The organism is Pseudoduganella buxea, from assembly GCF_009720835.1.
Classification (GTDB): domain Bacteria; phylum Pseudomonadota; class Gammaproteobacteria; order Burkholderiales; family Burkholderiaceae_D; genus Rugamonas; species Rugamonas buxea.
On record NZ_WNKZ01000033.1, the window covers coordinates 16482 to 41498 of the forward strand.

General features: G+C 65.6%; 28 protein-coding genes. 19 read left to right on the forward strand and 9 right to left on the reverse strand.

Features of this window, described 5'->3' with window-relative positions; translation table 11 throughout:
- Positions 1-224: 224 nt before the first annotated feature.
- Positions 225-1472, forward strand: a complete 1248-nt coding sequence (locus tag GM672_RS13010; protein WP_155470961.1) for an ROK family transcriptional regulator — start codon at positions 225-227, stop codon at positions 1470-1472.
- Between the two features lie 24 nt (positions 1473-1496).
- On the opposite strand, the gene GM672_RS13015 is transcribed toward GM672_RS13010, so the two are convergent.
- Together GM672_RS13015 and GM672_RS13020 are read right to left on the reverse strand one after the other, a co-directional pair.
- Complete coding sequence (locus tag GM672_RS13015) at positions 1497-2777, reverse strand: maltoporin (RefSeq protein WP_229417712.1); 1281 nt, start codon at positions 2775-2777, stop codon at positions 1497-1499.
- Positions 2778-2957: 180 nt separating this feature from the next.
- Positions 2958-3863 (reverse strand): LysR family transcriptional regulator, encoded by a 906-nt coding sequence (locus GM672_RS13020; RefSeq protein ID WP_155470962.1) that lies wholly within the window; start codon positions 3861-3863, stop codon positions 2958-2960.
- 94 nt (positions 3864-3957) lie between these two features.
- On the opposite strand from GM672_RS13020, the gene GM672_RS13025 reads away from it, so the two are divergent.
- Together GM672_RS13025 and maiA are read left to right on the forward strand one after the other, a co-directional pair.
- Positions 3958-4980 (forward strand): fumarylacetoacetate hydrolase family protein, encoded by a 1023-nt coding sequence (locus tag GM672_RS13025; protein WP_155470963.1) that lies wholly within the window; start codon positions 3958-3960, stop codon positions 4978-4980.
- A 101-nt stretch (positions 4981-5081) separates the two neighbouring features.
- A complete protein-coding gene (gene maiA / locus GM672_RS13030) occupies positions 5082-5726 on the forward strand; it encodes a maleylacetoacetate isomerase (protein ID WP_155470964.1) in 645 nt (214 codons plus the stop codon).
- A 9-nt stretch (positions 5727-5735) separates the two neighbouring features.
- Here maiA and GM672_RS13035 read toward each other — a convergent pair whose 3' ends face one another.
- Positions 5736-7400, reverse strand: coding sequence for a GGDEF domain-containing protein (locus GM672_RS13035; RefSeq protein WP_229427655.1), 1665 nt, complete (start codon positions 7398-7400; stop codon positions 5736-5738).
- Positions 7401-7753: 353 nt separating this feature from the next.
- Between GM672_RS13035 and GM672_RS13040 the strand changes: the two genes are divergently transcribed.
- From GM672_RS13040 to GM672_RS13095, 12 genes are all read left to right on the forward strand, one after another.
- The gene (locus tag GM672_RS13040) at positions 7754-8167 is read left to right on the forward strand and encodes a hypothetical protein (protein WP_155470965.1); all 414 of its coding nucleotides are present in this window, start codon (positions 7754-7756) and stop codon (positions 8165-8167) included.
- Positions 8168-8467: 300 nt separating this feature from the next.
- Positions 8468-8944: a Fe-S cluster assembly transcriptional regulator IscR gene (gene iscR / locus GM672_RS13045; RefSeq protein WP_155470966.1), complete on the forward strand. Its 477-nt coding sequence runs from the start codon at positions 8468-8470 to the stop codon at positions 8942-8944.
- A 17-nt stretch (positions 8945-8961) separates the two neighbouring features.
- Entirely contained in the window at positions 8962-10227 is a 1266-nt protein-coding gene (locus GM672_RS13050; RefSeq protein ID WP_155470967.1) for an IscS subfamily cysteine desulfurase, read from the forward strand.
- A gap of 71 nt (positions 10228-10298) precedes the next feature.
- Positions 10299-10682, forward strand: coding sequence for a Fe-S cluster assembly scaffold IscU (iscU, locus tag GM672_RS13055; protein ID WP_155470968.1), 384 nt, complete (start codon positions 10299-10301; stop codon positions 10680-10682).
- 48 nt (positions 10683-10730) lie between these two features.
- The gene (gene iscA, locus GM672_RS13060) at positions 10731-11054 is read left to right on the forward strand and encodes an iron-sulfur cluster assembly protein IscA (protein ID WP_155470969.1); all 324 of its coding nucleotides are present in this window, start codon (positions 10731-10733) and stop codon (positions 11052-11054) included.
- Between the two features lie 22 nt (positions 11055-11076).
- Complete coding sequence (gene hscB, locus GM672_RS13065) at positions 11077-11592, forward strand: Fe-S protein assembly co-chaperone HscB (protein WP_170300050.1); 516 nt, start codon at positions 11077-11079, stop codon at positions 11590-11592.
- A 65-nt stretch (positions 11593-11657) separates the two neighbouring features.
- Positions 11658-13538, forward strand: a complete 1881-nt coding sequence (gene hscA / locus GM672_RS13070) for a Fe-S protein assembly chaperone HscA (protein WP_155470971.1) — start codon at positions 11658-11660, stop codon at positions 13536-13538.
- Between the two features lie 40 nt (positions 13539-13578).
- Positions 13579-13920, forward strand: coding sequence for an ISC system 2Fe-2S type ferredoxin (gene fdx, locus GM672_RS13075; protein ID WP_170300051.1), 342 nt, complete (start codon positions 13579-13581; stop codon positions 13918-13920).
- Positions 13921-13935: 15 nt separating this feature from the next.
- Positions 13936-14130, forward strand: a complete 195-nt coding sequence (iscX, locus tag GM672_RS13080; RefSeq protein ID WP_155470972.1) for a Fe-S cluster assembly protein IscX — start codon at positions 13936-13938, stop codon at positions 14128-14130.
- Positions 14117-15019 carry a class I SAM-dependent methyltransferase gene (locus tag GM672_RS13085; RefSeq protein ID WP_155470973.1) on the forward strand — a complete coding sequence of 301 codons (903 nt, stop codon included), beginning with the start codon at positions 14117-14119 and terminating at the stop codon, positions 15017-15019. The genes iscX and GM672_RS13085 overlap by 14 nt, the downstream gene beginning before the upstream one ends.
- Positions 15016-16029 carry a low-specificity L-threonine aldolase gene (gene ltaE / locus GM672_RS13090; protein ID WP_260098571.1) on the forward strand — a complete coding sequence of 338 codons (1014 nt, stop codon included), beginning with the start codon at positions 15016-15018 and terminating at the stop codon, positions 16027-16029. The genes GM672_RS13085 and ltaE overlap by 4 nt, the downstream gene beginning before the upstream one ends.
- A gap of 2 nt (positions 16030-16031) precedes the next feature.
- The gene (locus GM672_RS13095) at positions 16032-16712 is read left to right on the forward strand and encodes an RNA pseudouridine synthase (protein ID WP_155470974.1); all 681 of its coding nucleotides are present in this window, start codon (positions 16032-16034) and stop codon (positions 16710-16712) included.
- A 6-nt stretch (positions 16713-16718) separates the two neighbouring features.
- On the opposite strand, the gene GM672_RS13100 is transcribed toward GM672_RS13095, so the two are convergent.
- The gene (locus tag GM672_RS13100; RefSeq protein ID WP_229417713.1) at positions 16719-17030 is read right to left on the reverse strand and encodes an HNH endonuclease signature motif containing protein; all 312 of its coding nucleotides are present in this window, start codon (positions 17028-17030) and stop codon (positions 16719-16721) included.
- A 43-nt stretch (positions 17031-17073) separates the two neighbouring features.
- The gene (locus tag GM672_RS13105) at positions 17074-18285 is read right to left on the reverse strand and encodes an MFS transporter (RefSeq protein WP_229417714.1); all 1212 of its coding nucleotides are present in this window, start codon (positions 18283-18285) and stop codon (positions 17074-17076) included.
- A gap of 101 nt (positions 18286-18386) precedes the next feature.
- On the opposite strand from GM672_RS13105, the gene GM672_RS13110 reads away from it, so the two are divergent.
- On the forward strand, positions 18387-18830 hold the full coding sequence (locus GM672_RS13110; RefSeq protein WP_155470975.1) for a winged helix-turn-helix transcriptional regulator: 444 nt from the start codon (positions 18387-18389) through the stop codon (positions 18828-18830).
- A gap of 28 nt (positions 18831-18858) precedes the next feature.
- Here GM672_RS13110 and GM672_RS13115 read toward each other — a convergent pair whose 3' ends face one another.
- The 4 genes from GM672_RS13115 to GM672_RS13130 are packed head-to-tail and all read right to left on the reverse strand — an operon-like array spanning position 18859 to position 21155.
- Positions 18859-19407: an RDD family protein gene (locus GM672_RS13115; protein WP_155470976.1), complete on the reverse strand. Its 549-nt coding sequence runs from the start codon at positions 19405-19407 to the stop codon at positions 18859-18861.
- The gene (locus tag GM672_RS13120) at positions 19394-20119 is read right to left on the reverse strand and encodes a DUF3106 domain-containing protein (protein WP_371867064.1); all 726 of its coding nucleotides are present in this window, start codon (positions 20117-20119) and stop codon (positions 19394-19396) included. Before GM672_RS13120 ends, GM672_RS13115 begins: the two co-directional genes overlap by 14 nt.
- Before the next feature lie 59 nt (positions 20120-20178).
- A complete protein-coding gene (locus GM672_RS13125; RefSeq protein WP_155470978.1) occupies positions 20179-20589 on the reverse strand; it encodes a DUF3619 family protein in 411 nt (136 codons plus the stop codon).
- Positions 20586-21155, reverse strand: a complete 570-nt coding sequence (locus GM672_RS13130; RefSeq protein WP_155470979.1) for an RNA polymerase sigma factor — start codon at positions 21153-21155, stop codon at positions 20586-20588. Before GM672_RS13130 ends, GM672_RS13125 begins: the two co-directional genes overlap by 4 nt.
- Before the next feature lie 498 nt (positions 21156-21653).
- Between GM672_RS13130 and GM672_RS13135 the strand changes: the two genes are divergently transcribed.
- The 3 genes from GM672_RS13135 (at position 21654) to ilvC (ending at position 24949) form a co-directional block, all read left to right on the forward strand.
- Positions 21654-23375, forward strand: a complete 1722-nt coding sequence (locus tag GM672_RS13135; RefSeq protein ID WP_155470980.1) for an acetolactate synthase 3 catalytic subunit — start codon at positions 21654-21656, stop codon at positions 23373-23375.
- 1 nt (position 23376) lies between these two features.
- Complete coding sequence (ilvN, locus tag GM672_RS13140) at positions 23377-23868, forward strand: acetolactate synthase small subunit (RefSeq protein ID WP_155470981.1); 492 nt, start codon at positions 23377-23379, stop codon at positions 23866-23868.
- 64 nt (positions 23869-23932) lie between these two features.
- Positions 23933-24949, forward strand: a complete 1017-nt coding sequence (gene ilvC / locus GM672_RS13145; RefSeq protein WP_155470982.1) for a ketol-acid reductoisomerase — start codon at positions 23933-23935, stop codon at positions 24947-24949.
- Positions 24950-25017 lie beyond the last annotated feature (68 nt).

Below are 25017 nucleotides of genomic sequence, written 5' to 3' on the forward strand. Positions count from 1 at the left end.
GGTCTACCTGCCGGGATCGAGCCGGGCAGGGGAGCGCAGGCAGCGCTGACTGAAATATATTCTTGTCGTATGATTAAATCAAGCTATTTGATTTAATTGGTCGCGGCAAGGCCACGGCCAGCGAACCGTCGTGGTTACCGGGCAATATTGCCAACGCGGGCATCATGGTGCAGACTCGCGTCTTCGCCAGACCAACCCCTAATGCGTCCGCGCAGGAGCCGTACATGCAGGATATTCACCGACCCGCCGCATCGGCGCCGGAAGAACCGGAGGCTGCCAACCTGCGTCCGCGGGGATCGAACCAGACCGGCATGCGCCAGTTCAACGAGCGCGTCGTGCTGCAGGCGATCCGGCTGCATGGCAGCCTGCCGAAGGCCGACCTCGCGCGGCTGACCACGCTGAGCACGCAGACAGTGGCGCTGATCATCGCGCGGCTGGCCGACGACGGCCTGGTGATGAAACTCGAACCCCTGCGCGGCAAGATCGGCCAGCCGTCGGTGCCGATTGCCTTGCGCCCCGATGGCGCCTTTTCGATCGGGGTCAAGATCGGCCGGCGCAGCCTGGACGTGCTGCTGCTCGACTTCACCAACGCGGTCCGCATGCGTTATTCGCGGACGTACGCGTTTCCCGAGCCGGACCTGGTATTCCAGGCCATTGCCGAGCAGGTCGGTGCGATGCGGGCGTCGCTGGCGCCGGCGCTGCGCAGCCGCATCCTGGGCATCGGCGTGGCGGCGCCCCTGTCCCTGGGCAGCTGGCAGGAGCTGATGGGCGTGGCGCAGGACCAGGGCGGGCGCTGGCAGCAACTGGACGTGGCGCGCCGCATCGAGGCGGACACAGGCTTGCCGGTCATGTTCGCGAAGGACACGGCGGCGGCCTGCGTGGCCGAACTGGTGGCGGGCCGGGGTCGCAGCGTCAAGAGTTTCCTGTACCTGTTCGTCGATACCTTCATCGGCGGCGGGCTGGTCATCGACAGCAACCTGTATGCGGGGCTGCACGGCAACGCGGGCGCGGTCGGCTCGCTGCCGGTGGGCGTGGCGGCGGCCGGTGCCGGCGCACCGGCGCAACTGCTGTCGACCGCTTCACTGCTGGGCCTGGAACGCCGGTACGAGGCGGCCGGGCTGGACCCGGCCGCGGCCTACGACGAGCGCGCCTGCCAGGCACCTTGGGCCGAGCACAGCACGCAGTGGGTCGGCCAGGCGGCGCGGGCGATCGCGATGGCCATCGCCAGTGCCAGTTGCGTGCTCGATCCGGAAGGGGTCATCGTGGACGGCTCGTGCAGCCGCACGCTGCTGGACCAGTTGATGGCGGCCATTGCCGGCGCCATCGAACTGTACGACTGGGAGGGCGTGCAGCGGCCGCAGGTGCAGGCCGGCACCATCGGTTCCGACGCGCGCGCCCTGGGCGGCGCGCTGCTGCCCCTGTATGCCAATTTCGCGCCGGACCGCGAGCTGTTCCTCAAGCTGGAAGCCTGATCCGGCGCGGGTGCAGCGTCCTGCCTACCACCAGGCCTCGACCTGCAGGCCGGCCGACGTGCCGCTGGTCGCATCCCCATATACGGGGCCGCCATTGTTGCTGGCGTTCACCAGCGGCGTGGCCGCGCCGTTCCACTTGCCGTAGGTGACGAACAGGCGCAGTTCCGGCCGCGACCAGTAGCTTTCGCCCAGCGCGATCGCGGGCGCCAGGGTCAGCTTGGTCAGGCGCGCGGTCTGGCCGGTGCTGTCCTGCCGCAGCGCGGTATAACCCAGTTCGGCTTGCAGCTTCAGGTTGGGCAAGGCAGCGTAGACGGGCCGCACGCCCAGCGTGGTCCAGGTATTGCGCAGCACCGGGTCATCCGCCTTGTCCTTCTGGTACAGCGCCGCCAGCTCCAGGCTGAAGCGGCGGCTTGGCTGGATCACCAGATTGTCGAGCACGCGGATGCGCTTCACGTCCGCGCCCAGCGCCGTGCTGCCCGATGGCCCCATGCGCGAGCAGCACAGGCCGATACCCGTGCCCGGACCGCTGCCGTACTGGAAGCCGGCCAGGTTGCTGCCGCCAAGCGCCTGCTGCCGGTGGAACAGGCCGATGGCCCAGCCGTCGTGGCCGGCATCTCCTTGGCCCTGCTTTGCACGGTTGCGCCCGCTGGCCGTGACGATCGTCAGCGCCGCGTCGAGCGTGCCGCCGGCATTGACGGGCAAGTCCTGGTACAGCAGGTTCTGGCGTAGCGCGGCGGGCGTGTTGACGATGGCGCCGCCGGCACCGGTGGTGTTGGTATCGTTGTCCTTGAACACGGCATAGCTCAGCTTGCCCGGGCCCAGGCCGATCTTGTCCAGGCCGCCGCCGGTGCCGTTCATATTGATGTACTGCATATCGAGCATGTGGATGTCGGGACGGTAGTAATACCGCTTGCCGATCCACGCCATGCCGCCGTTCAGGAAGGGCAGGCCCCTCGCTTCGACATAGCCCTTCAACAGCTTCAGCCCGGCATCGCGAAAATCCGAGCCCGGCGCATAGCCGCTGACCCAGATCGTGCCGACGAAGCTGACGCCGTTCGGCGCCGTGGCCAGTTCCTTCGTATAGCCGAACTCCGTGTACGAATCGCACTCGTTGCCGAGCCGATAGGACGACGTCGGCCCGCCCAGCGCATAGCAGCTTTGCGGGCCATGTCTGGAACTGCTGCCGGTGCTGGCGCGCAGATAGCCGTGGAAGCCTTCGGTGTCGTTGGGGTAAGCGTCGGCGTGCGCGGCGCCGGACAGGACGCCGAGTGCCAGGGAAAGGGCCATGCGGGTGATAGCGGTCATGCTGTGTCTCCTCAATATTGTTATCGATGTCGGTGCAGCGATGCCGATTGTGCTTTCCATAATTAAATAAAGCAATAAGCTTTATTTAATGTCGCGGCCCAGCAACGCGTTCCGCGAGCATGTCGCGTCGTCAGGCGATGGGGAGGATGGGGGCGGGGTACCGCAGCGACGCCGCCGCGCTTACAGCACGGCGGGCAGGCGTTCCACGAAAGTGCGCAGGAAGGCGATGAAGCGCTCGGCGGCGGGCGACAGCGAACGTGTGGTCCGGGTGTGGATGAAGAACTTGCGGGTCAGTTCGGGCGCGGTCAGCGGCCGCATTTCGAGGCCGTGCAGGCGCACCATGGGCGCTGCGTAGGGCAGGCAGGCCGTGACGCCCAGGCCCGCCGCCACCATGGCCAGTGCCGTCGTCATGAACGTCACTTCGCTGTATGGCGTAATGGGGCCGGGCTGGCTGCGGGTACGCATGTCGCGCAGCAGCCGTTCCGTGAACTGGCCCTGCAGCGCGATAAAGGGATAGTCGTCCATGTCAGCCCACGTGACGGCCTGCCGCGCCGCCAAGGGATGGTCGGGCGGGAATACGGCGACGAAGGGCAGGTCGAACAGCAGCTGGGCATCGATATCGGCCGGCGCGTCGCGCTCCGGGCCGACGCCGATGTCGACCTCGCCGCTGGCGACACGCTGGGCCACGTTGTCGACGGCGCAATCGACCAGCAGCACCTGCACGCCGGGATGTTCGGCCCGGTACGCCGCCATCACTTGCGGCAGCAAGGTGCAGGCCATCATCTGCGGCGCCGCCACCCGCACGACGCCCTTGCGCAAGGCCTTGCGGCTGGCGATATCGAGCATGGCGCCGTCCAGGTCCTGCAGCATCTTGTCGAACAGGGGCACCAGTTCCCGGCCCACGTCCGCCAGCTCGACCCGGCGCGTGTTGCGCTCGACCACCTTCACGCCCAGTATCTGCTCCAGCTCCTTGATCTGGCCGGACAGGGCGGACTGGGTCAGGTGCAGCAGGGCGGCGGCCTGCGTGAAGCTGCCCGTACGGGCGACCGCGACGAGGGCGCGCATCTGGCGGATCGTGGGATTCATTAAGAAAGGTGATAAATGTGCTTGAAAATATCGTTTGTATGATAGCTCAATCGGGCGTCTAATAAGCCAACCGATATCCTGGAAAGCGCCGCACATGAAATTTGCCACCTTGAAGAATGACAAACGCGACGGCCAGCTGGTCGTCGTCAGCCGCGACCTGCGCCATTGCGTGCCCGTGCCGGCCATCGCCACCACCCTGCAGGCCGCGCTGGACGACTGGGAAACGGTGGCGCCGCAACTGGCCCGCATCGCCGCGGCCCTCGAAGCGGGCGAAGCGCCTGAGGCGCAGCCGTTCGACCAGGCCGCCTGCCATTCGCCGCTGCCCCGGGCCTACCAGTGGGCCGACGGTTCGGCCTATATCAACCACGTCGAGCTGGTGCGCAAGGCGCGCAATGCGGAAGTGCCGGCCTCGTTCTACAACGATCCCCTGATGTACCAGGGCGGCTCGGACCGTTTCGTCGGCCCGCGCGACCCCATCGACGCGCTGTCGGAAGAGTGGGGCATCGACCTGGAGGCGGAAGTGGCCGTCGTCACGGGCGACGTGCCGATGGGCGCGACGCCGGAAGAGGCCGCCGGGGCCATCCGCCTTGTCATGCTTGTCAACGATGTGTCGCTGCGCAACCTGATTCCGAACGAACTGGCCAAAGGCTTCGGCTTCTTCCAGTCGAAGCCGGCCAGCGCGTTTTCCCCCGTGGCCGTCACGCCCGACGAGCTGGGCGACGCCTGGCAGGACAACAAGGTGCGCCTGCCGCTGCGCGTCGACCTGAACGGCAAGCCCTTCGGGCGGCCGAACGCGGGCGAGGACATGACGTTCAGCTTCGCCCAGCTGGTGGCGCATGCGGCCAAGACGCGCGAACTGGGCGCCGGCACCATCATCGGCTCGGGCACCGTGTCGAACAAGCAGGGCAGCCTGCACGGCTCGTCCGTGGAAAACGGCGGCGTCGGCTACTGCTGCCTGGCCGAAGTGCGCATGTACGAAACCATCGAGGGCGGCGCGCCGCAGACGCCGTTCCTGCGCTTCGGCGACACGGTGCGCATCGAGATGCAGGACGCGGAGGGCGCCAGCATCTTCGGCACCATCGACCAGGTCGTGCGCCGCTACCCCGGCCGGGCCTGAGGGCCGGGCTCCTAGCTCCTAGTCAACAACTAGTCAACAATGTTGCTCGAAAAATGGGGTCTGTCCCCATTTTCCTGGCAATGTTTGCGTGAAGAATAGCCATGAAACTGTACACGTACTTTCGCAGCTCGGCCGCCTACCGGGTGCGTATCGCGTTGAACCTGAAGGGCCTGGCCTACGAGGCCGTGCCCGTGCATTTGCTGCGGGGCGGCGGTGAGCAGCGGCAGCAGCCATACCGCGACATCAATCCGGCCGCGCTGGTGCCGGCGCTGCAGGTCGATGGGGTGACGTTGACGCAGTCGCTGGCGATCATCGAGTATCTGGACGAGACCCATCCGTTCATGCCGCTGTTGCCGCAGGATGCGGCGGGCCGGGCGCGGGTGCGGGCGCTGGCGCTCACGATCGCGGCCGACACCCATCCGCTGACGAACCTGCGCGTGCTGCAGCACCTGACGGGCCCGATGGGCCTGTCCGAAGAATCGAAGATGGACTGGTACCGCCACTGGCTGCGCGACGGCCTGGCGGTGCTGGAAACGCATCTGGCGCGTGACGGCGAAACGGGCCGCTTCTGCCATGGCGACACGCCCACCTTGGCCGACTGCTGCCTGGTGCCGCAAGTGTTCAACGCCCAGCGCTTCGCCGTCGACCTGGCGCCGTATCCCACCATCGAGCGCATCCACGCCGCCTGCGCCGGCATCCCCGCGTTCCAGGCCGCGCATCCGTCGGCCCAGCCGGATGCCGAGTAAGCCGGGGGGCTAGCCGGCCCGGGCGGCGACGCAGCCGTCCCGCACCACCCGGTTGCGGCCGTCCTTCTTGCCCCGATAGAGGGCCTTGTCGGCACGCACCATCAGGGCCGACGGCGTGTCGTCCGGACGGGCCGAGGCCACGCCGATCGTTACCGTCAGCGCCACCTGCACACCGTCCTCGCCGGCCAGGCGGATCGCGCTCGCCGCTTCGCGCAGCCGCTCCGCAGCGATGGTGGCGACGTCCTCGTCCGTTTCCGGCATCAGCACGACGAATTCCTCGCCACCGAAGCGGGCCGCCGTGTCGATCGTGCGCAGCGACGCCGTCAGCAGCCTGGCCATGGCGACGATGGCGCGGTCGCCCACTTCATGACCGAAGGTGTCGTTGATGCGCTTGAAGTAGTCGATGTCGACCATCAGCACGGACAGCGGGTGGCCGAAGCGCGCGGCCCGCTCCAGTTCGGCGCCGATGGTGTCCGTCATCTTGCGCCGGTTGGCGATGCCCGTCAGCGGGTCCGTCGTGGCCAGCTGTTCCAGCTTCGTGTTGGCCATCAGCAGTTCCAGGGTGCGCTGCAGCACCCGGTCCTCCAGGCTGTTGCGCTCGTCGTTCAACACGGCCAGCGTGCGGCGGCGGTCGCGCAGCGCCACGAACAGGGCCGTGATCAGCACCCCTTCGACGACGATCAAGGTCAGCCCGGCGATGATCTGCCAGCCATACAGGTCCCAGATATTGCCGGGCCGGTTCAGCAGGATGGCGCCGGACGGCACGGCGCCCAGGCCGAAGCGGCGTACCGTGGGGTAGTCGAAATAGTAGCCCTGGACTTTCGCCGTGTCGACGGGCTGGCCCAGCATGATGCGGGCGATGATGCGGCCGATGCTCTCGCCGCTGACGACATAGCCGCCGACGATGCCAGGCAGCACCAGCGACTGCAGGCTGGTGAAAATGGGCGCATTGCTGGCGGCCGCCAGGCGGCGCGCCAGGGTGGGCGGCGTAATCAGGGCGCCTGTGCTGTCGAGCCCTGTTGGCAGCAGGAACACGGCACTGGTGCGGTCGAGCGAGCCGACCAGTCTTTCCAGTTCGGCGAAGGTGGCGCGGTCGTGGTACTCGAAGACGATCCGGTGGCGGTACAGGCTGGCCGCCGCGCGCAGGCTGACCAGCCACTGCTGCACGCGGCGGGTCTGGTCGCCGATGACGACGATGCGCTTGACGGCCGGCGCCATCTGCGTGATGACGCCCAGCGAGCGCACGAAGTCCGGCAGCACTTCCAGGCTGGAGCCGTCGTCCGGCTGCCAGTCGCGCCGGCCGTGGTTGACGTAATGGCGCGGCACGCCAGGGAACAGGTCCGGATGCGCAGCCAGGAAGCGGTTCGCCAGCTGGTTCTCGGCGATGATGGCGTCCAGCTTCACGTCGGCATACTTGGCGCGCAGGTAGGGCGCCATGGCAGCGGCGGCGGCATCCTCGCCCAGGCGGGCGCCGTCGAAACGTTCCTCGAAGATGCCGGGCGCCGTCGTCCAGGCGTTGCGCGCCAGCTCTTCCTCCAGCCCCTTGTGCAGCAACTGCTGCCAGATCGACGCCGAATCGGCCCCCAGCGAGTACAGCACCAGTACCTGGCGTCCCGGCGGTGCCCCGGACGCGGACGCAGGTGCCACGGCCGCCAGCCACGCCAGCAGCAGCACGCACGCCCATCCCGCCCACGACGGCAGGGTTCCGGTGCCGCGCGGCACAGGGAAAGTCGAAGGCGGGCGTGCCGGCCAGGGCCGACGCGCGGGAGGAAGGTGCATAGCGAAGGGAAATCAGCGGTTTGCCAACAGGAAAGTGTAACACGGAGTTCGTCGTGGAATTTCCCAACGAGCAACCCAAGTGGCAAGGCTGCAACAGCTTGCCTGGTCACGAAAAATGGCATGGAAGCGGCCTGCACATGTATTGTCGAGTACATTTGACAGCGCCGCGCCGGCGCCGCCATACTGCCCGTGGCACGCGCCAGGGCGCATGCCGCCGTCGTTGCCGACACTTTTCACGAGACCGGGCCATGCCGACGTCCCCGCCACCGTCACCGCCGCTTCGCACCGAATGCCCGCCCGGCGCGTGCATTTGCGAGCGCGCGCGGCTGTTCGATGACCCGGATGCGGATCGCCGTGTCCTGCTGTTGACCCGGGAACAGGAAAAACGCCTGATCGAACGCATCGATGCCATCAGCACGTATGCCGAGCTGCAGCGCATCGGCCAGCGCCTGTACGAGCAGCTGGGCGTGCGGCTGCACATCGGGCCGAGGGCGAACGAGGTGCGCACGGCACGCGGCTTCGCCATCGAGTTGTCCCCCGTGCCGGGACTGTGCCGCAAGACGCGCCAGGCCGTGCCGGCCGCCATCCGCCGCTGCCTGGACCGGCATCCCGAAATCGCCTACGCCGTTCTGGACGCGCACGACCTGCTGGGCCCACGCTGAGGGCTGCCGGCAGGGCGTAATTGCGCTACAATCCTGGGTTGCACTTTTCAATACATCCCCTCGCGCCTCGTTGTGCCGGCCCCGCGCCTTCCTGTTTCCATCCCCATGCTGCACTGCGTCGAAATCGGCCCCTTCCAGGCAAGCCGCCAAGGACTCTGTTATACTTGACTAAATCGTTCAACTAATCAGGCCTTGATCTCGCACAGACCGGCCTTTGTCAGTGGAACGAAGCGAGAACTGATTGCAACAAGTGATTGCAATAAATTTTTTCGAGCTCATCGAAACTCAACCGGGGTTGTGATGCGTCTGACTACCAAAGGCCGTTTTGCCGTGACAGCGATGATTGACTTGGCCATGCGCCAGGGCAAGGGCCCCGTCACGCTCTCTGGCATCAGCCAGCGCCAGGCCATTTCGCTGTCCTACCTGGAACAGTTGTTCGGCAAGCTGCGCCGCCATGAGATCGTCGAGTCCATCCGCGGCCCGGGCGGCGGCTACAGCCTGGCCCGCCGCGCCGACAAGGTGACGGTGGCCGACATCATCATCGCCGTCGATGAGCCGCTCGATGCCACGCAGTGCGGCGGCAAGGAGAACTGCCATGGCGCCGATCACGCCACCGGCGCGCGCTGCATGACCCATGAGCTGTGGGCCACGCTGAACGAAAAGATGGTCGATTACCTGGACTCGGTCTCGCTGCAGGACCTGGTCGACCAGCAGAAACAGAAAAACGCCGAACAGAACGTCGTGGTCATGCACCGCAATCACGCCGCTCTTGGTTAAACCCTTTGGAGTAAGAGATGAACGCCCCAGAAAAAAACGTCGCCAAGGTCGCACCGGTCGAGTTCCGCACCGCGCCGCACTTCCCGATCTATATGGACTACTCGGCCACGACGCCGATCGACCCGCGCGTGGCCGACAAGATGATTCCCTACCTGCGCGAGCAGTTCGGCAATCCCGCATCGCGCAGCCACATGTATGGCTGGACGGCGGAAGCGGCCGTGGAAGAGGCGCGCGGCCACGTGGCGGCACTCGTCAATGCCGACCCGCGTGAAGTCATCTGGACTTCCGGCGCCACCGAAAGCAACAACCTGGCGATCAAGGGCGCGGCGAATTTCTACAAGACGAAGGGCAAGCACATCGTCACGGTGAAAACCGAGCACAAGGCAGTGCTGGACACGGTGCGCGAACTGGAACGCCAGGGCTTCGAGGCGACCTACCTGGACCCGCAGGACAACGGCCTGATCTCCGTCGAGCAACTGGCCGCGGCCGTGCGCCCGGATACCATCCTCGTCTCCGTCATGATGGTCAATAACGAGATCGGCGTGATCCAGCCGATCGCGGACATCGCCGCCTTCTGCCGCGGCAAGGGCATCATCTTCCACTGCGACGCCGCCCAGGCCACGGGCAAGGTGGCGATCGACCTGCAGGCACTGAAGGTCGACCTGATGACCTTCACGGCCCACAAGACGTATGGCCCGAAAGGCATCGGCGCGCTGTACGTATGCCGCAAGCCGCGCGTGCGCATCGAAGCGCAGATGCACGGTGGCGGTCACGAGCGGGGCCTGCGTTCGGGCACGCTGCCGGTGCACCAGATCGTCGGCATGGGCGAAGCGTTCCGCCTGGCCAAGGTCGAGATGGATGAGGAAACCGCGCGCATCAAGGCGCTGCGCGACCGCCTTGCCAACGGCCTGCAGGAAATCGAGGAAACGTATATCAACGGCGACATGGCGCACCGCGTGCCCCATAACCTGAACGTGTCGTTCAACTACGTCGAAGGCGAATCGCTGATCATGGCCGTCAAGGACCTGGCCGTGTCGTCCGGCTCGGCCTGCACCTCGGCCAGCCTGGAACCATCGTACGTGCTGCGCGCGCTGGGCCGTTCCGACGAGCTGGCACACAGCTCGATCCGCTTCACCATCGGCCGCTTCACGACGGAACAGGACATCGACTTCGCCATCGACCTGATGAAGTCGAAGGTCGGCAAGCTGCGCGAACTGTCGCCGCTGTGGGATATGTTCAAGGAGGGAATTGATATCAATTCCATCCAGTGGGCCGCGCACTAGGACACATGGTCCTTTAAGGTTGGCAGGTAAAGATTATTCAGCCGGCATGCGCCGGCACACAGGAGATTCAAATGGCTTATTCGGAAAAAGTACTCGACCACTACGAAAATCCCCGCAATGTGGGCGCCTTTGAAAAGGGCGACGACAGCGTGGGCACCGGCATGGTGGGCGCGCCGGCCTGCGGCGACGTGATGAAGCTGCAGATCAAGGTCGGCGCCGACGGCGTCATCGAAGACGCGAAGTTCAAGACCTATGGCTGCGGTTCGGCCATCGCCTCGAGCTCGCTGGTGACGGAATGGGTCAAGGGCAAGACGCTGGACCAGGCCCTGTCGATCAAGAACACGCAGATCGCCGAGGAACTGGCGCTGCCGCCGGTGAAGATCCACTGCTCGATCCTGGCGGAAGACGCCATCAAGGCGGCGGTGCTGGACTACAAGACCAAGCACACGGCTTAAGGCGGTACCGGGACCCAAGTGGTCCCGCAAGCATCTGGAGGAAGAAGAATGGCAATCACGTTGACGGAAAAAGCAGCGAAGCACATCAACCGCTACATCGAACGGCGCGGCAAGGGCGTCGGCCTGCGCTTCGGCGTGCGCACGACGGGCTGCTCGGGTCTCGCCTACAAGCTCGAATATGTGGACGAAGTGTCGCCCGAAGACCAGGTCTTCGAGTCGCACGGCGTGAAGGTCTTCGTCGATCCGAAAAGCATGCCATATATCGACGGCACGGAGCTCGACTTCGCCCGCGAGGGCCTGAACGAAGGCTTCAAGTTCAACAACCCGAACGAAAAAGACGCCTGCGGCTGCGGCGAAAGCTTCCGCATTTGATTCGACCCTGATCCGACCGCCCGTGCAAAACCACTTCGAGCTCTTCAACCTGGCGCCCCGTTTCGCCGTCGATACCGCGACACTGGATGCCGCCTACCGCGACGTCCAGTCGCGCGTGCATCCCGATCGCTTCGTCAACGCCACGGACGCGGAAAAGCGCGTGGCGATGCAGTGGGCCACCCGCGCCAACGAGGCCTACCAGACCTTGAAGAACCCGCAGAAGCGGGCGCGCTACCTGTGCGAGCTGCACGGCGTGGACCTGCAGACGGAATCGAATACGGCCATGCCGATGGCCTTCCTGATGCAGCAGATGGAGTGGCGCGAGGAGCTGGCCGAGGCGCGCGCCGGCAAGGATGCCGAGGCGCTCGACGGGCTCGATGCGCAACTGCGCGCGGCCCGCAAGGCCCAGCTGCAGGACATCGAAAAGCTGCTCGACGCGGCCGACTACGCCGCTGCCGCGCAAGGCGTGCGCGCCCTGATGTTCCTGGAAAAATTCGGCGAGGAAGTGAGCTTCGCCTTCGACTCCATCGAAGCCTAGGCCGCCCGCGCGCCCGTCCATTCCAGTGCGCCCAGGCGCCCGCACACAACAACAACAGGTTTTACATGGCTCTCCTGCAAATTTCCGAACCCGGCATGTCGACGGCCCCGCACCAGCACCGGCTGGCGGTGGGCATCGACCTGGGCACCACGAACTCGCTCGTCGCCACCGTGCGCAGCAGCATTCCCGAAGTGCTGAACGACGAGGAGGGCCATGCGCTGCTGCCTTCCGTGGTGCGCTACCTGCCGAACGGCCACGCCCATATCGGCTACAAGGCCCAGGCCGCGCAGACCACCGACCCGAAGAACACCATCGTCTCCGTCAAGCGCTTCATGGGCCGCGGCCTGAAGGACATCGCCTACGCCGAGAACCTGCCGTACGACTTCGTCGATGCGCCCGGCATGGTGCAGCTGAAAACCGTGGCCGGCATCAAGAGCCCCGTCGAGACGTCCGCGCAGATCCTGGCGACGTTGCGCCAGCGCGCCGAGGATGCGCTGGGTGACGAACTGGTGGGCGCCGTCATCACGGTGCCGGCGTACTTCGACGACGCCCAGCGCCAGGCCACGAAGGACGCGGCCCAGCTGGCCGGCCTGAACGTGCTGCGCCTGCTGTCCGAACCGACCGCCGCCGCCATCGCCTATGGCCTGGACAACGCGTCCGAAGGCCTGTTCGCCGTGTACGACCTGGGCGGCGGCACCTTCGACATCTCCGTGCTGAAGCTCTCCAAGGGCGTGTTCGAAGTGCTGTCGACGGGCGGCGACTCCGCGCTGGGCGGCGACGACTTCGACCACCGCCTGTTCTGCTGGATCCACGAGCAGGAAAAGCTGGCACCGCTGAACGACGTCGACACGGCCGTGCTGATGGTCAAGGCGCGCGAAGCGAAGGAACTGCTGTCGACCAAGTCCGAAGTGACGGTGGACGCGATCCTGTCCTCGGGCGAGGAAGTGCACCTGAAGATCACGGCCGAGAAGTTCGTCGAGATCACGAAGCACCTGGTCGCCAAGACGATGAACGCGGTGAAGAAGGCCCTGCGCGACGCCAATATCGACGCCGACGATATCGACGGCGTCGTCATGGTCGGTGGCGCAACAAGGATGCCGCACGTGCAGCGCGCCGTGGGCGACTACTTCCACACCATCCCGCACGCCAATATCGATCCGGACAAGGTGGTGGCGCTGGGCGCGGCCATCCAGGCCAACCTGCTGGCGGGGAACCGCGCCGCCGGCGACGACTGGCTGCTGCTGGACGTGATTCCGCTGTCGCTGGGTATCGAGACGATGGGCGGCCTGGTCGAGAAGATCATTCCCCGCAACTCGACCATTCCCTGCGCCCGCGCCCAGGAATTCACCACCTTCAAGGATGGCCAGACCGCCCTGGCCGTGCACGTGCTGCAGGGCGAGCGCGAACTGGTGAGCGACTGCCGCTCGCTGGCCCGCTTCGAGCTGCGCGGCATTCCGCCGATGGCGGCCGGCGCGGCCCGTATCCGCATCACCTACCAGGTCGACGCGGACGGCCTGCTGTCCGTGTCGGCGCGCGAGCTGCGCTCGAACGTCGAGGCCTCCATCACCGTGAAACCTTCGTATGGCCTGGGCGACGACGACGTCGCGCGCATGCTGCAGGAATCGTACACGTCGGCCGAGACGGACATGAAGGCGCGCGCGCTGCGCGAAGAGCAGGTCGAAGCGGAGCGCATTCTGCTGGCCACGCAGTCGGCGCTCGATGAAGACGCCGCGCTGCTGTCCGGCGAGGAAAGAGTCGCCGTCGACGCCCTGATGCAAGCCACCCGCGACACCCTGGCCCAGTCGCAGGCCGGCACGGTCGACCACCTGGCCGTCAAGGCGGCAGTGGAAGCGCTGGCCCACGGCACCGAGGAATTCGCGTCGCGCCGGATGGACCGCAGCGTGCGCAGCGCACTGGCCGGCAAGTCGCTGGACCAGGTGGCATAACAAACCAAGCAGTACCATCAAAAAAATACCGAGGTAACAAGTGCCACAAATCGTCATTCTGCCCCACGCCAAGCTGTGCCCCGAAGGCGCCGTCATCGACACGCAGCCGGGCAAGTCCGTCTGCGACGTCCTGCTGGAAAACGACATCCATATCGAGCACGCCTGCGAGAAGTCCTGCGCCTGCACCACCTGCCACGTCATCGTGCGCGAAGGCTTTGATTCGCTGAACGAAGCGACCGACACGGAAGAGGACCTGCTGGACAAGGCCTGGGGCCTGGAAGCGCAGTCGCGCCTGTCGTGCCAGGCCATCGTGGCGGACGAGGACCTGGTTGTCGAGATCCCGAAATACACCATCAATCACGCCAGCGAAGGCGGCCACTGAGCCTGGAGTTCTGTCATGAAATGGACCGACATCACCGCGATTGCCGAAGCGCTGGTCGACAAGTACCCGAACCTGGACCCCACGGCGATCCGCTTCACGGACCTGCACAACTGGGTCGTCACGCTCGAGGGCTTCGACGACGACCACAAGCGCGGTGGCGAAAAAATCCTGGAAGCGATCCAGCAGGCGTGGATCGATGAAGCGCAATAAGGCCCCGGCCGCGCCGGTGCCGGCGACCATCACGGACATCCCGGAAATCCGCCCGGGCCAGTCCGTCGCGCTGCTGCAGGAACTGCATATCCTGACGCGCGACGGCAAGCTGAACCAGGACAGCCGCAGGAAGCTCAAGCAGGTGTACCACCTGTACCAGTTCATCGAGCCGCTGCTGAAGGACGTGCTGATTGACAAAGGCAGCGTGTCGCTGGTCGACCATGGTGCCGGCAAGTCGTATCTCGGCTTTATCATCTACGACCTGTTTTTCAAGGAACTGAGCAAGGGTCCGGACGGCGCCTCGCACATCTACGGCATCGAGACGCGCGACGAGCTGGTGCAGCGTTCGCGCGAACTGGCGGCGAAGTTCGACTTCCCCGGCATGTCCTTCCTGCCGCTGTCCGTGGCCGAGTCGACCACGTCGACCGAGCTGCCCGAACAGATCGACATCGTCACCGCGCTGCACGCCTGCAATACGGCCACCGACGACGCCATCGACTTCGCGCTGAAGAAGCGTGCGAAGCACATGGTGCTGGTACCGTGCTGCCAGGCCGAAGTGGCCTCCGTGCTGCGCAAGAACAAGGGCAAGGATCTGGGCAAGAGCGCGCTGACGGAAATCTGGCGCCACCCCATCCACACGCGCGAATTCGGCAGCCAGATCACCAACGTGCTGCGCTGCCTGCAGCTGGAAGCGCACGGCTACCAGGTCAATGTGACGGAGCTGGTGGGCTGGGAGCACTCGATGAAGAACGAGCTGATTATCGCCACGTACAAGAACCTGCCGCGGCGCCGGCCCACGGAGCGCCTGCAGGAAGTGCTGCAGACGGTGGGCCTGGAAGAGCTGGGCCAGCGCTTCTATACGCAGGAACTCGAGAAGGCGGCCCAGTGAGCGACTGGATCGACCTGCGCAGCGATACGGTGACGCAGCCTTGCGCGGCGATGCGCGAAGCCATGGCGGCCGCGCCGGTGGGCGACGACGTGTATGGCGACGACCCCACCGTCAACGCCTTGCAGCAGCATGCGGCCGAGCTGTTCGGCTTCGAGGCGGCGCTGTTCGCGCCGTCCGGCACGCAGACCAACCTGATCGCGCTGCTGGTGCATTGCGGCCGGGGCGACGAATACCTGGTGGGCCAGGAGGCGCACACATTCCGCTACGAAGGGGGCGGCGCCGCCGTATTGGGCAGCATCCAGCCGCAGCCCATCGCCAATCAGCCGGACGGCAGCCTGCTGCTTGCCGATATCGCCACCCAGATCAAGCCGCGCGACATCCACTTCGCCCGCACGACCTTGCTGGCGCTGGAAAACACCATCGGCGGCAAGGTGCTGCCGGCCGCGTACGTGGCGCAGGCCACGGCGCTGGCGCACGAGCGGGGCCTGGCCACGCACCTGGACGGCGCCCGCATCTGCAACGCGGCCGTGGCCCAGGGCATCGACCTGCGCGCGGCGGTGGCCGGTTTCGACAGCGTTTCCGTGTGCCTGTCCAAGGGCCTGGGCGCGCCCGTCGGCTCCATCCTCTGTGGCTCGCGCGCCTTCGTCGAAGAGGGCAAGCGCTGGCGCAAGATGCTGGGCGGCGGCATGCGCCAGGCCGGCACCATCGCCGCCGCCGGCCTGCATGCACTCCGGCACAACGTGGCGCGGCTGGCCGAGGACCACGCCAACGCGGCCTTCCTGGCCGATGCGTTACAAGGCATCGGCGGCATCGCCGTCAGCACGCCGCAGACGAATATTTTCTATGTCGACGTCCCGCCCGCGCATTGCGCCGGCCTGGCCGAAGCGCTGTCCGCCGCCGGTATCCGCGTGTCGATGGCGCCGCGCCTGCGCCTCGTCACCCACCTGGGCGTCACGCGCGCGCAGCTGCGCACCGTGGCCGACGTCTTTACCACCTACTTCAAGCACTGACCATGAACGACGAAAACACGCTCCGCCTCTCGAAACGGGTGGCGGACATGCTGCCCTGTTCCCGCCGCGAGGCGGAGCTGTATATCGAGGGCGGCTTCGTCCTGGTCGATGGCGTCCTGGTGGAAGAAGCGGGTGCCCGCGTGACGCCCTACCAGAAGATCGAGCTGGCGCCCGACGCGACCCTGCTGGAGATCGAACCCGTGACGATCCTGCTGAACAAGCCGGCCGGCGTCGATCCGCTGTCCTGCCTGACGCCGGAAGCGCGCAACGCGCTGGCGCAGAAGGAGCGCTTCCTGAAACGCCACTTGCACAACCTGACGCCGGCCCTGCCGCTGGACAACGAGGCCAGCGGCCTGTTCGTCTTCACGCAGGACTACCGCATCGCGCGTAAGCTGGTGGAGGAGGGCAACCGGATGGAGCAGGAAATCATCGTCGACGTCGAGGGCAGCATCGTCGAGGACGGCCTGGCCCAGTTGAACCAGGGCGCCACGAAAGTGAGCTGGCAGAACGAACGCCGGCTGCGCTTCGCCATGAAGGGCCCGAAACCCAGCCAGATCGAAAAGATGTGCAAGGCCGTCGGCCTGAAGGCCGTGGCGCAGAAGCGCCTGCGCATCGGCCGCATGTCGATGGGCGGGCTGGCCGTCGGCGAGTGGCGTTACCTGCAGGGCTTCGAGCGGTTCTGAAGCGCGTCAGCGCCGCTTCTTGGCGTTCGTCGTCGCGGTACTGGTATAGAACTCCGGCGGCTTTCTCGCCACCCAGTCGATAAACACGCGAATCTCCTCGTGCGCCTGCAGCGCTTCCCACGAGTGATAGGTCTTGAACAGCTCGCGCTCCGTGAACACCGAGTGGATCTTGCGGTGGCAGATCTTATGGATGGGGAACTGGGCGCGGCCCTTGAAGGTTTTCGGCACCAGGTGGTGGCGGTCGATGTTTTCCGTTCCCAGCGGGCGGCCGCACAGGGGGCAACGAGGTTCGGCCGAATTGTCGTCGACGATCTTCATACCTGCCGATGTGGAGGCAGGTCGCGCCCCTTGCAAGGACGAATCAGGCCCGCTGCATCCAGCCCCGGGTCAAGTGCCAGAATAGCAGCGCGGCCAGGCTGATGGCGGCGCCCAGCAGGCAGGCCGCGTGCCAGCCGCCGGCCGCGTATGCCGCCGTGCCGGCCAGTGCCCCCAGCCCGCTGCCCGCCGCATAGAACATCATGTAGCAGCCCACCATCCGGCTGGCAGCGCCGGGCCGGGCGGCGAAGATCATGCCCTGGTTCGTCACCTGCAGCGCCTGCACGGCGATGTCGAGGGCAAGGATGCCCAAGGCCAGTACCGCCATTCCCGCAAGTCCTGGCCGCATGCCGACACCCAGCGGCAGCCAGCACAGCACGAGCAGCAGGAGCGCGGCGCCCGTGGTGCGCTGGCCCAGGCCCCGGTCCGCCAGCCGGCCGGCCCGGCCCGCCGCCAGGGCGCCCGCCACACCTACCAGGCCAAAGGCGCCGATGGCCGTGTGCGACATGCCGAACGGTGTCGCCGCCAGCGGCAAGACCAGCGTGCTCCAGAAGATGCCGAAGGCGGCGAACATCAGCAGCGCCAGGGTGCCCCGCACTTGCAGAACGCGTTCCGTTCGCAGCAGGGTCAGCATCGACCGGATCAGCGCCCCATACGACATTGGCTTCGGCGCCAATGACTGCACGGGCAGGCGCCGCCACAGCAATATCCCCAGCACCGCCATCGCCACGCTCGATATGCCATACACCCAGCGCCAGCCGGCCACGTCGGCAATGGCGCTGGCCAGCACGCGCGCCAGCAGCAGGCCGATGACGACGCCGCCTTGCGCGGCGCCGACGACGCTGCCCCGTTCGCCCGGCCCGGCGGCGCTGGCCGCATAGGCGATCAGGCCCTGCGTCATTGCCGTGCCCAGCAGGCCGACCGCCAGCATGACGATGGTCAGCGCCAGCGCGCCGCTTGTCGCCGTCACCGCCAGCAGCGCAAGGCAGAGCAGGATGACCTGGACCAGGATCAGCCGGCGGCGGTCGACGCGGTCGCCCAGCGGCACCAGCAGCAGCAAGGCCAGCGCACTGCCGGCCTGGGTGGCCGTGACGACGCCACCGACAGCCGCCGCGGCGATGCCGTAGTCGGCCGCCATCAGGTCCAGCAGGGGCTGGGCGTAATACACATTGGCCACGCTGACCGCGCTGCCGGTGGCGAACAGCCCGACCAGGGCTGGCGACATCGTCCGGGTCGGGGTCGAATCGAGTGGTGCCATGCTGCCTCCTGGGTTGCAAGAAAAGTAGTTTCAAATTAAAACCACTGGCAGCATAAGGTTTTCGGTTTTAAAATGCAACTACTTATTCGAGGGAGGATGGCATGAAACTGCCGCAGGAAAACGAAACATGTCCGGTCGCCCGAGCGGTGGGCGCCGTGGGCGACCGGTGGGCCATGCTGATCGTACGCGACGCCTTCGACGGCGCGGCCCGCTTCGGCGACTTCCAGCGTCGCCTCGGCGTGGCGCGCAATATCCTGTCGGACCGGCTGCGCACCCTGGTCGAGCTGGACATCCTCGCGCTGCGCCCCGCCGCGGACGGCAGCGCCTACCAGGAATATGTGCTGACGGAAAAGGGCGCCGACTTGTTTCCCCTGATCGTGGCCCTGCGCCAGTGGGGCGAGCGGCATCTGTTCGCCGATGGCGAAGCGCGTTCGGAACTGGTCGAAAAGGGAACAGGACTGCCGCTGGCGGCAATGCTGCCGCGCACGCAGGATGGCAAGGTGGTGGAGAGCGGGGCGGCCGTCGTACGCAAGCCGGGAAGGTGAACGCAGCTCGGCGACGAGTCGCCCGGAGTCAGGCGGAACGGCTCACGGCCGGGGCGGCGTTCTTCTTCGGCGGCTTGGGCAACTGCACCAGCCGGGTGCCGGCCAGGCGGTCATGCAGGAACTGCCGATCCCTGTCGAGGAAGGCCGTCAGCGACCACAGCGCGATGCCCGCCGCCAGGGCGCCCAGCGCCTGCCAGCGGTGCAGGTCCAGCGCCAGGCTGACGGCGGCGGCGGGCAGCACCCACAGCCAGCACAGCAGATAGCGCACGGTGGCGACACGGGGCGGCACGGGCGCGCCGTCCGGCAGTGTCACGCGGATGCGCCACGTCTGCATGGCCAGCGTCTGGCCCTTGCGGGTCCACTGGTGGATGAAGTACGCGCCCAGCACGAGGAAGGCCAGGGCCTGGCGCAGGTGTTCGATGACGGGCGCATGGCTGGCCTTGAAGGTCATCTCGAACACGAGGAAAGGCAGGAACAGCACGGCAAAGCCCAGCAGCAGCTCGTATACCATCGAGACCAGGCGGCGCCGGACGGTCGGCGCGGCCGCGACAGTGGGGGCGGCGTTATTTGTTGGCATTCGTCGTGGCCGGCTGGGCGGGCGGCGGTGCCGGCGGCGTGACAATGGCGGCCGGCGTGACGGCGCCTTCGAGCGGATAGACGATTTCCGGCACGGGGGCAGGCGCAGGTGCCGGGGCGACCGGCGGCGGCGCGACGGGGGGCGGTGTGACGGCCACGGCGGCCGGCGGCACGCTCGGCGGCACGACAGGGGTGTGCGGCTTGATCGGCTGCGGTGTCTTGGCCAGGCTTTGCTTCGGTGTCGGCGGCTTGGCGGCTTGCGCCTTCTTGCCGGCGGCGGCATCGGCCAGCTTGCGGCGCTCCGATTCCGGCAGCAGCATGTATTGTTCCCACTGGGCCGCTTTCTTACCCCCCATCATTTTCTGGGCGCGCGCGTAGTTCTCGCGTACGGCCTTGCGTTCTTCCGGCGACAGGTCGACCCATTCGCGCATGCGCGCATGCACGCGCTGCTGCTCGGCCGGTTTCATCGACGCGAAACGGTTGGCGATCTCGAGCCACTTTTGCTTGCGCACGGGGCCCAGGTCTTCCCAGCCCGCCCTCAGCGGTGCGAGGGCGCGCTGCTGGGCCGGCGTCAGGTCCTGCCAGCGCTTCTCGGCCGCACCCGTTGCCAGCAGGGGCAGGGAAGCGGCGGTCGTGGCACTATTGACCGGTTGGGCAGGCGGTGCGGGACGCAGCGCGAAATAGGCGCCGGCGGCGAGGGCGAGCGCCAGCACGGCGGCACCGCCGATCAACCACCCGCGTGAAGGCGTTCGCGCCATCCTACGCGTCATCCTTATTGCTCGCGCGTTTCAAGGTAGGCGTTGAAGCCGTTGTCCAGGTAGGCCGACAGGGGCAGCTCGTCCGACAGCAGCGCGGCATCCAGTTCGGCCAGTTCGGCGATGGACTGCTGCTGTTCATATTGATAAACCCCGACCATGCCGCCGATCACCATCAGCAGCGGCAGCACGACGCCGAAGCGGCTGAGCCAGTTGATCGGTTGCGAGAACATGCCGCCGCCGGCGCCGGCCGATGCGGTGGCCGTGGCACTGCGGGTGACGCGCACTTCGACGTGCGCCTTCTTGCGCGCCACCGCGGCCTGGCGGGCAGCCGCCAGCCGTTGCGTGGTCGAGGCCGGCAGATCGTCGAGCTTTTCGTTCAGGGCGTGCCGCACGCGGTAAGCGAAATTGATGTCTTCGGTGTTCATAATTTGATTCCCTTGGCTTTGAGCGATGCTGCGAGAGTATGAGTCGCTCGTGAGCAATGTGTTTTCACGCTCCCTTCGGAACATCCCATCGCTGCCGCCGTCTCTGCCACATCCATATCCTGCCAGTAACGCATGAGGAAGGCTTCCCGTTGACGCGCGGGCAGTTTTTGTACTTCGTCGTCGATCACCTGAAGTACCTGCATGCGCTCGACCTGGTCGGCGCTCGATTCGGCGGCCTGGGTTCCGTGTTCGGCCTCGTAGGATTCCAGTATATCAAAATCATCATGTTCCTCCTGGGAATTGCCCAGCCCGGAAAACAGGCTGACCCAGGTATTGCGCACCTTTTCGCGCCGGAAGAAATCGAGGATCGTGTTCTGCAGGATGCGCTGGAACAGCATCGGCAGCTCGGCGGCCGGCTTGTCGCCGTATTTTTCGGCCAGCTTGATCATGGCGTCCTGGACGATGTCCAGCGCCACTTCATCCCTGCGCACCGCATACACCGCCTGCTTGAACGCACGCCGCTCGACGTTTTCGAGAAAGTCGGAGAGTTCTTTGTCTGTTGCCATCGAGGAGGTGCTGCGTCGTCGCCGTAGAGGTCTTTAAACCTGCGCATCGTAGCAAAAAACCCGTGTATCCGCAGGGTTTTAGCGTAGTTGACCCAAGTATTGCCCCAAAATGCGCCGCTGCTGCACGGAAAATTGCCAAAAGCGCGATTGTACTTGACCAGAATGGTGCGACGCAGTACCGTATGGAACGCTTTGAACACCACGAAGCTCCCCGGTCCCTCGCTATCGGCACACAAGGCCATGTCGACCGACCCGCTTTCTCTTTGTCAGCAGTTTGCTCTAACCCGTGCCACAAGCGCGAGAGGTCAGCCAAGCCGTTGCAGAAACTCAAGCCAAACGAGTTGCGTTACAGCGTCCGTCTTGCACCCCACTACGGTTGGGGGAAAAGCCGGCGTGACCGCAGAAAGAAGGGACGCTTGGGGTCGCTGCAATGAAAGGCTCACTTCGTCAGGCAAGAGCATCCATTCAATCTCCTCTGGACCTTGAAAGGAATGTTTCATGAACACCGAAGCAGCAATCACCGGCGCCGAGATTCTCGTGCGTTGCCTGGCTGAAGAAGGCGTCGAGCACGTCTTTGGCTACCCGGGCGGAGCCGTCCTCTATATCTACGACGCGATCTTCAAGCAGGAAAAATTCCAGCATATCCTCGTCCGACACGAGCAGGCCGCGATCCACGCCGCCGATGCGTATTCGCGCAGCTCGCAGAAAGTCGGCGTCGCCATCGTCACGTCCGGCCCCGGCGTCACCAATGCCGTCACCGGCCTGTCGACCGCCTACATGGATTCCGTGCCGATGGTCGTCATCTCCGGCCAGGTGCCCAGCCACGCGATTGGCCAGGACGCCTTCCAGGAGTGCGACACCGTCGGCATCACCCGCCCCGTGGTCAAGCACAACTTCCTCGTGAAGGATGTGAAGGACCTGGCGGAAACGATCAAGAAAGCCTTCTACATCGCCCGTACCGGCCGTCCCGGTCCCGTGCTGGTCGATATCCCGAAGGACATCTCGATGCACAAGCACGTGTTCTCGTATCCGAAAGAGATCGAGATGCGTTCCTACCGTCCCGTCGACAAGGGCCACTCGGGCCAGATCCGCAAGGCGGTCCAGCTGCTGCTGGCGGCCGAACGGCCGATGATCTACACGGGCGGCGGCGTCATCCTGGCCAATGCGTCGGCTGAGCTGAACAAGCTGGTCGACCGCCTCGGCTTCCCCGTCACGAACACCCTGATGGGTCTGGGCGGCTCGCGCGCCTCGAGCGACCAGTATGTGGGCATGCCCGGCATGCACGGCACCTACGAAGCCAACATGGCGATGCAGCACTGCGACGTGCTGATCGCCATCGGTGCCCGCTTCGACGACCGCGTCATCGGCAATCCGAAGCACTTCGCGCAGAACGCCCGCAAGATCATCCACGTCGATATCGATCCGTCGTCGATCTCGAAACGGGTCAAGGTCGACATTCCCATCGTCGGCAACGTCAAGGACGTGCTGGTCGAGTTCCTGGCCCAGCTGGACGCGGCCGAGCACCGCCCGAACGCGGCCCACCTGTCGAAATGGTGGGGCCAGATCAGCGAATGGCGCGGCCGCGAGTGCCTGAAGTATCCGACGTCCGACACCATCATCAAGCCGCAGTCCGTGGTCGAGAAGGTCTACGAGATCACCCGTGGCGATGCCTTCATCACGTCCGACGTGGGCCAGCACCAGATGTGGGCCGCGCAGTACTACCGCTTCGACAAGCCGCGCCGCTGGATCAATTCCGGTGGCCTGGGCACGATGGGCGTGGGCCTGCCGTATGCGATGGGCGTGCAGATGGCCAATCCCGATGCGACGGTGGCCTGCATCACGGGCGAAGGCTCGATCCAGATGAACATCCAGGAGCTTGCCACCTGCAAGCAGTATCACCTGACGCCGAAGATCATCATGCTGAACAACCGCTTCCTGGGCATGGTGCGCCAGTGGCAGCAGCTCGATTACGGGTCGCGCTATTCCGAGTCCTATATGGATTCGCTGCCGGACTTCGAGAAGCTGGCCGAGGCCTATGGCCACGTCGGCATGCGCATCGAAAAGCCGGGCGATGTCGACGGCGCGCTGCGCGAAGCGTTCGGCATGAAGGACCGCCTGGTCTTCATGAACTTCATCACGGACCAGAGCGAGAACGTCTGGCCGATGATCCAGAGCGGCAAGGGCCTGTCCGAAATGCTGCTCGGCTCGGAGGACCTCTGATATGCGACACATCATCTCTGTATTGCTGGAAAACGAAGCGGGTGCGCTGTCCCGCGTCGTGGGCCTGTTCTCCGCCCGCGGCTACAACATCGAAACGCTGACGGTCGCCCCGACCGAGGATTCGACCCTGTCGCGCATGACCATCGTCACCAGCGGCTCGGACGACATCATCGAACAGATCACCAAGCACCTGAACCGCCTCATCGAAGTGGTGAAGGTGGTGGACCTGACCGAAGGCCAGCACATCGAGCGCGAGCTGATGCTGATCAAGGTGCGGGCCGTCGGCAAGGAGCGCGAGGAAATGAAGCGCACCGCCGACATCTTCCGCGGCCGCATCATCGACGTTACCGAAAAGACGTACACGATCGAGCTGACCGGTGCCAAGACCAAGCTCGATGCGTTCATCGATTCGATCGACCGCGCCTCGATCCTGGAAACCGTCCGCACGGGCGGCTCCGGCATCGGCCGCGGCGAACGCATCCTGAAGATCTGAACGCCGCTCCGGCAAAACGTATTACGCGATTACTACGATTCACACCAAATACTTAGGAATGACCATGAAAGTTTTCTACGACAAAGACGCTGACCTCTCCCTCATCAAAGGCAAGAACGTCGCCATCATCGGCTACGGCTCGCAGGGTCACGCGCACGCACAGAACCTGTCCGAGTCCGGCGTCAACGTGACGGTGGGCCTGCGCAAGGGTGGCGCGTCGTGGTCGAAGGTCGAACAGGCCGGCCTGAAGGTCGCGGAAGTCAACGACGCCGTGGCCGCCGCCGACGTCATCATGATCCTGCTGCCGGACGAGAATATCGCCCAGGTCTACAATGAAAATGTCGCACCGAACGCCAAGCAGGGCGCCGTGCTGGCCTTCGCCCACGGCTTCAACGTGCATTATGGCCAGGTCGTGCCACGTGAAGACCTGGACGTCATCATGGTCGCGCCGAAGGCGCCAGGCCACACCGTGCGCAACACCTACAAGCAGGGTGGCGGCGTGCCCCACCTGATCGCCGTGCACCAGGACAAATCCGGTATCGCCCGCGATATCGCCCTGTCGTACGCGTCGGCCAACGGTGGCGGCAAGGCCGGCATCATCGAGACCAACTTCCGCGAAGAGACCGAGACCGACCTGTTCGGCGAACAGGCCGTGCTGTGCGGCGGTACCGTGGAACTTATCAAGGCCGGCTTCGAGACGCTGGTGGAAGCGGGCTACGCGCCGGAGATGGCGTACTTCGAGTGCCTGCACGAACTGAAGCTGATCGTCGACCTGATCTATGAAGGCGGCATCGCCAACATGAACTACTCGATCTCGAACAACGCCGAATACGGCGAATACGTGACCGGTCCGAAGGTCGTCACGTCGGCCACGAAGGACGCCATGCGCCAGTGCCTGAAGGACATCCAGACGGGCGAATACGCCAAGTCCTTCATCCTGGAAAACAAGGCCGGCGCCCCGACCCTGATCTCGCGCCGCCGCCTGACGGCCGAGCACCAGATCGAGGAAGTGGGCGCCAAGCTGCGCGCCATGATGCCATGGATCGCCGCCAACAAGATGGTCGACAAGTCGAAGAACTAAGCCTTCGACGTGTCACCCAAACGGCCCTTCGGGGCCGTTTTTTATTGCTCAAAAAATGGGGACAGACC

Excerpts from the sequence above, each read along its gene's own strand:
- GM672_RS13010 (WP_155470961.1), top strand. The coding sequence starts at position 225 with ATGCAGGATATTCACCGACCCGCCGCATCGGCGCCGGAAGAACCGGAG.
- GM672_RS13015 (WP_229417712.1), bottom strand. The coding sequence starts at position 2,777 with ATGACCGCTATCACCCGCATGGCCCTTTCCCTGGCACTCGGCGTCCTG.
- GM672_RS13020 (WP_155470962.1), bottom strand. The coding sequence starts at position 3,863 with ATGAATCCCACGATCCGCCAGATGCGCGCCCTCGTCGCGGTCGCCCGT.
- GM672_RS13025 (WP_155470963.1), top strand. The coding sequence starts at position 3,958 with ATGAAATTTGCCACCTTGAAGAATGACAAACGCGACGGCCAGCTGGTC.
- maiA (WP_155470964.1), top strand. The coding sequence starts at position 5,082 with ATGAAACTGTACACGTACTTTCGCAGCTCGGCCGCCTACCGGGTGCGT.
- GM672_RS13040 (WP_155470965.1), top strand. The coding sequence starts at position 7,754 with ATGCCGACGTCCCCGCCACCGTCACCGCCGCTTCGCACCGAATGCCCG.
- iscR (WP_155470966.1), top strand. The coding sequence starts at position 8,468 with ATGCGTCTGACTACCAAAGGCCGTTTTGCCGTGACAGCGATGATTGAC.
- GM672_RS13050 (WP_155470967.1), top strand. The coding sequence starts at position 8,962 with ATGAACGCCCCAGAAAAAAACGTCGCCAAGGTCGCACCGGTCGAGTTC.
- iscU (WP_155470968.1), top strand. The coding sequence starts at position 10,299 with ATGGCTTATTCGGAAAAAGTACTCGACCACTACGAAAATCCCCGCAAT.
- iscA (WP_155470969.1), top strand. The coding sequence starts at position 10,731 with ATGGCAATCACGTTGACGGAAAAAGCAGCGAAGCACATCAACCGCTAC.
- hscA (WP_155470971.1), top strand. The coding sequence starts at position 11,658 with ATGGCTCTCCTGCAAATTTCCGAACCCGGCATGTCGACGGCCCCGCAC.
- iscX (WP_155470972.1), top strand. The coding sequence starts at position 13,936 with ATGAAATGGACCGACATCACCGCGATTGCCGAAGCGCTGGTCGACAAG.
- GM672_RS13085 (WP_155470973.1), top strand. The coding sequence starts at position 14,117 with ATGAAGCGCAATAAGGCCCCGGCCGCGCCGGTGCCGGCGACCATCACG.
- GM672_RS13095 (WP_155470974.1), top strand. The coding sequence starts at position 16,032 with ATGAACGACGAAAACACGCTCCGCCTCTCGAAACGGGTGGCGGACATG.
- GM672_RS13100 (WP_229417713.1), bottom strand. The coding sequence starts at position 17,030 with ATGAAGATCGTCGACGACAATTCGGCCGAACCTCGTTGCCCCCTGTGC.
- GM672_RS13105 (WP_229417714.1), bottom strand. The coding sequence starts at position 18,285 with ATGGCACCACTCGATTCGACCCCGACCCGGACGATGTCGCCAGCCCTG.
- GM672_RS13110 (WP_155470975.1), top strand. The coding sequence starts at position 18,387 with ATGAAACTGCCGCAGGAAAACGAAACATGTCCGGTCGCCCGAGCGGTG.
- GM672_RS13115 (WP_155470976.1), bottom strand. The coding sequence starts at position 19,407 with ATGCCAACAAATAACGCCGCCCCCACTGTCGCGGCCGCGCCGACCGTC.
- GM672_RS13125 (WP_155470978.1), bottom strand. The coding sequence starts at position 20,589 with ATGAACACCGAAGACATCAATTTCGCTTACCGCGTGCGGCACGCCCTG.
- GM672_RS13130 (WP_155470979.1), bottom strand. The coding sequence starts at position 21,155 with ATGGCAACAGACAAAGAACTCTCCGACTTTCTCGAAAACGTCGAGCGG.
- GM672_RS13135 (WP_155470980.1), top strand. The coding sequence starts at position 21,654 with ATGAACACCGAAGCAGCAATCACCGGCGCCGAGATTCTCGTGCGTTGC.
- ilvN (WP_155470981.1), top strand. The coding sequence starts at position 23,377 with ATGCGACACATCATCTCTGTATTGCTGGAAAACGAAGCGGGTGCGCTG.
- ilvC (WP_155470982.1), top strand. The coding sequence starts at position 23,933 with ATGAAAGTTTTCTACGACAAAGACGCTGACCTCTCCCTCATCAAAGGC.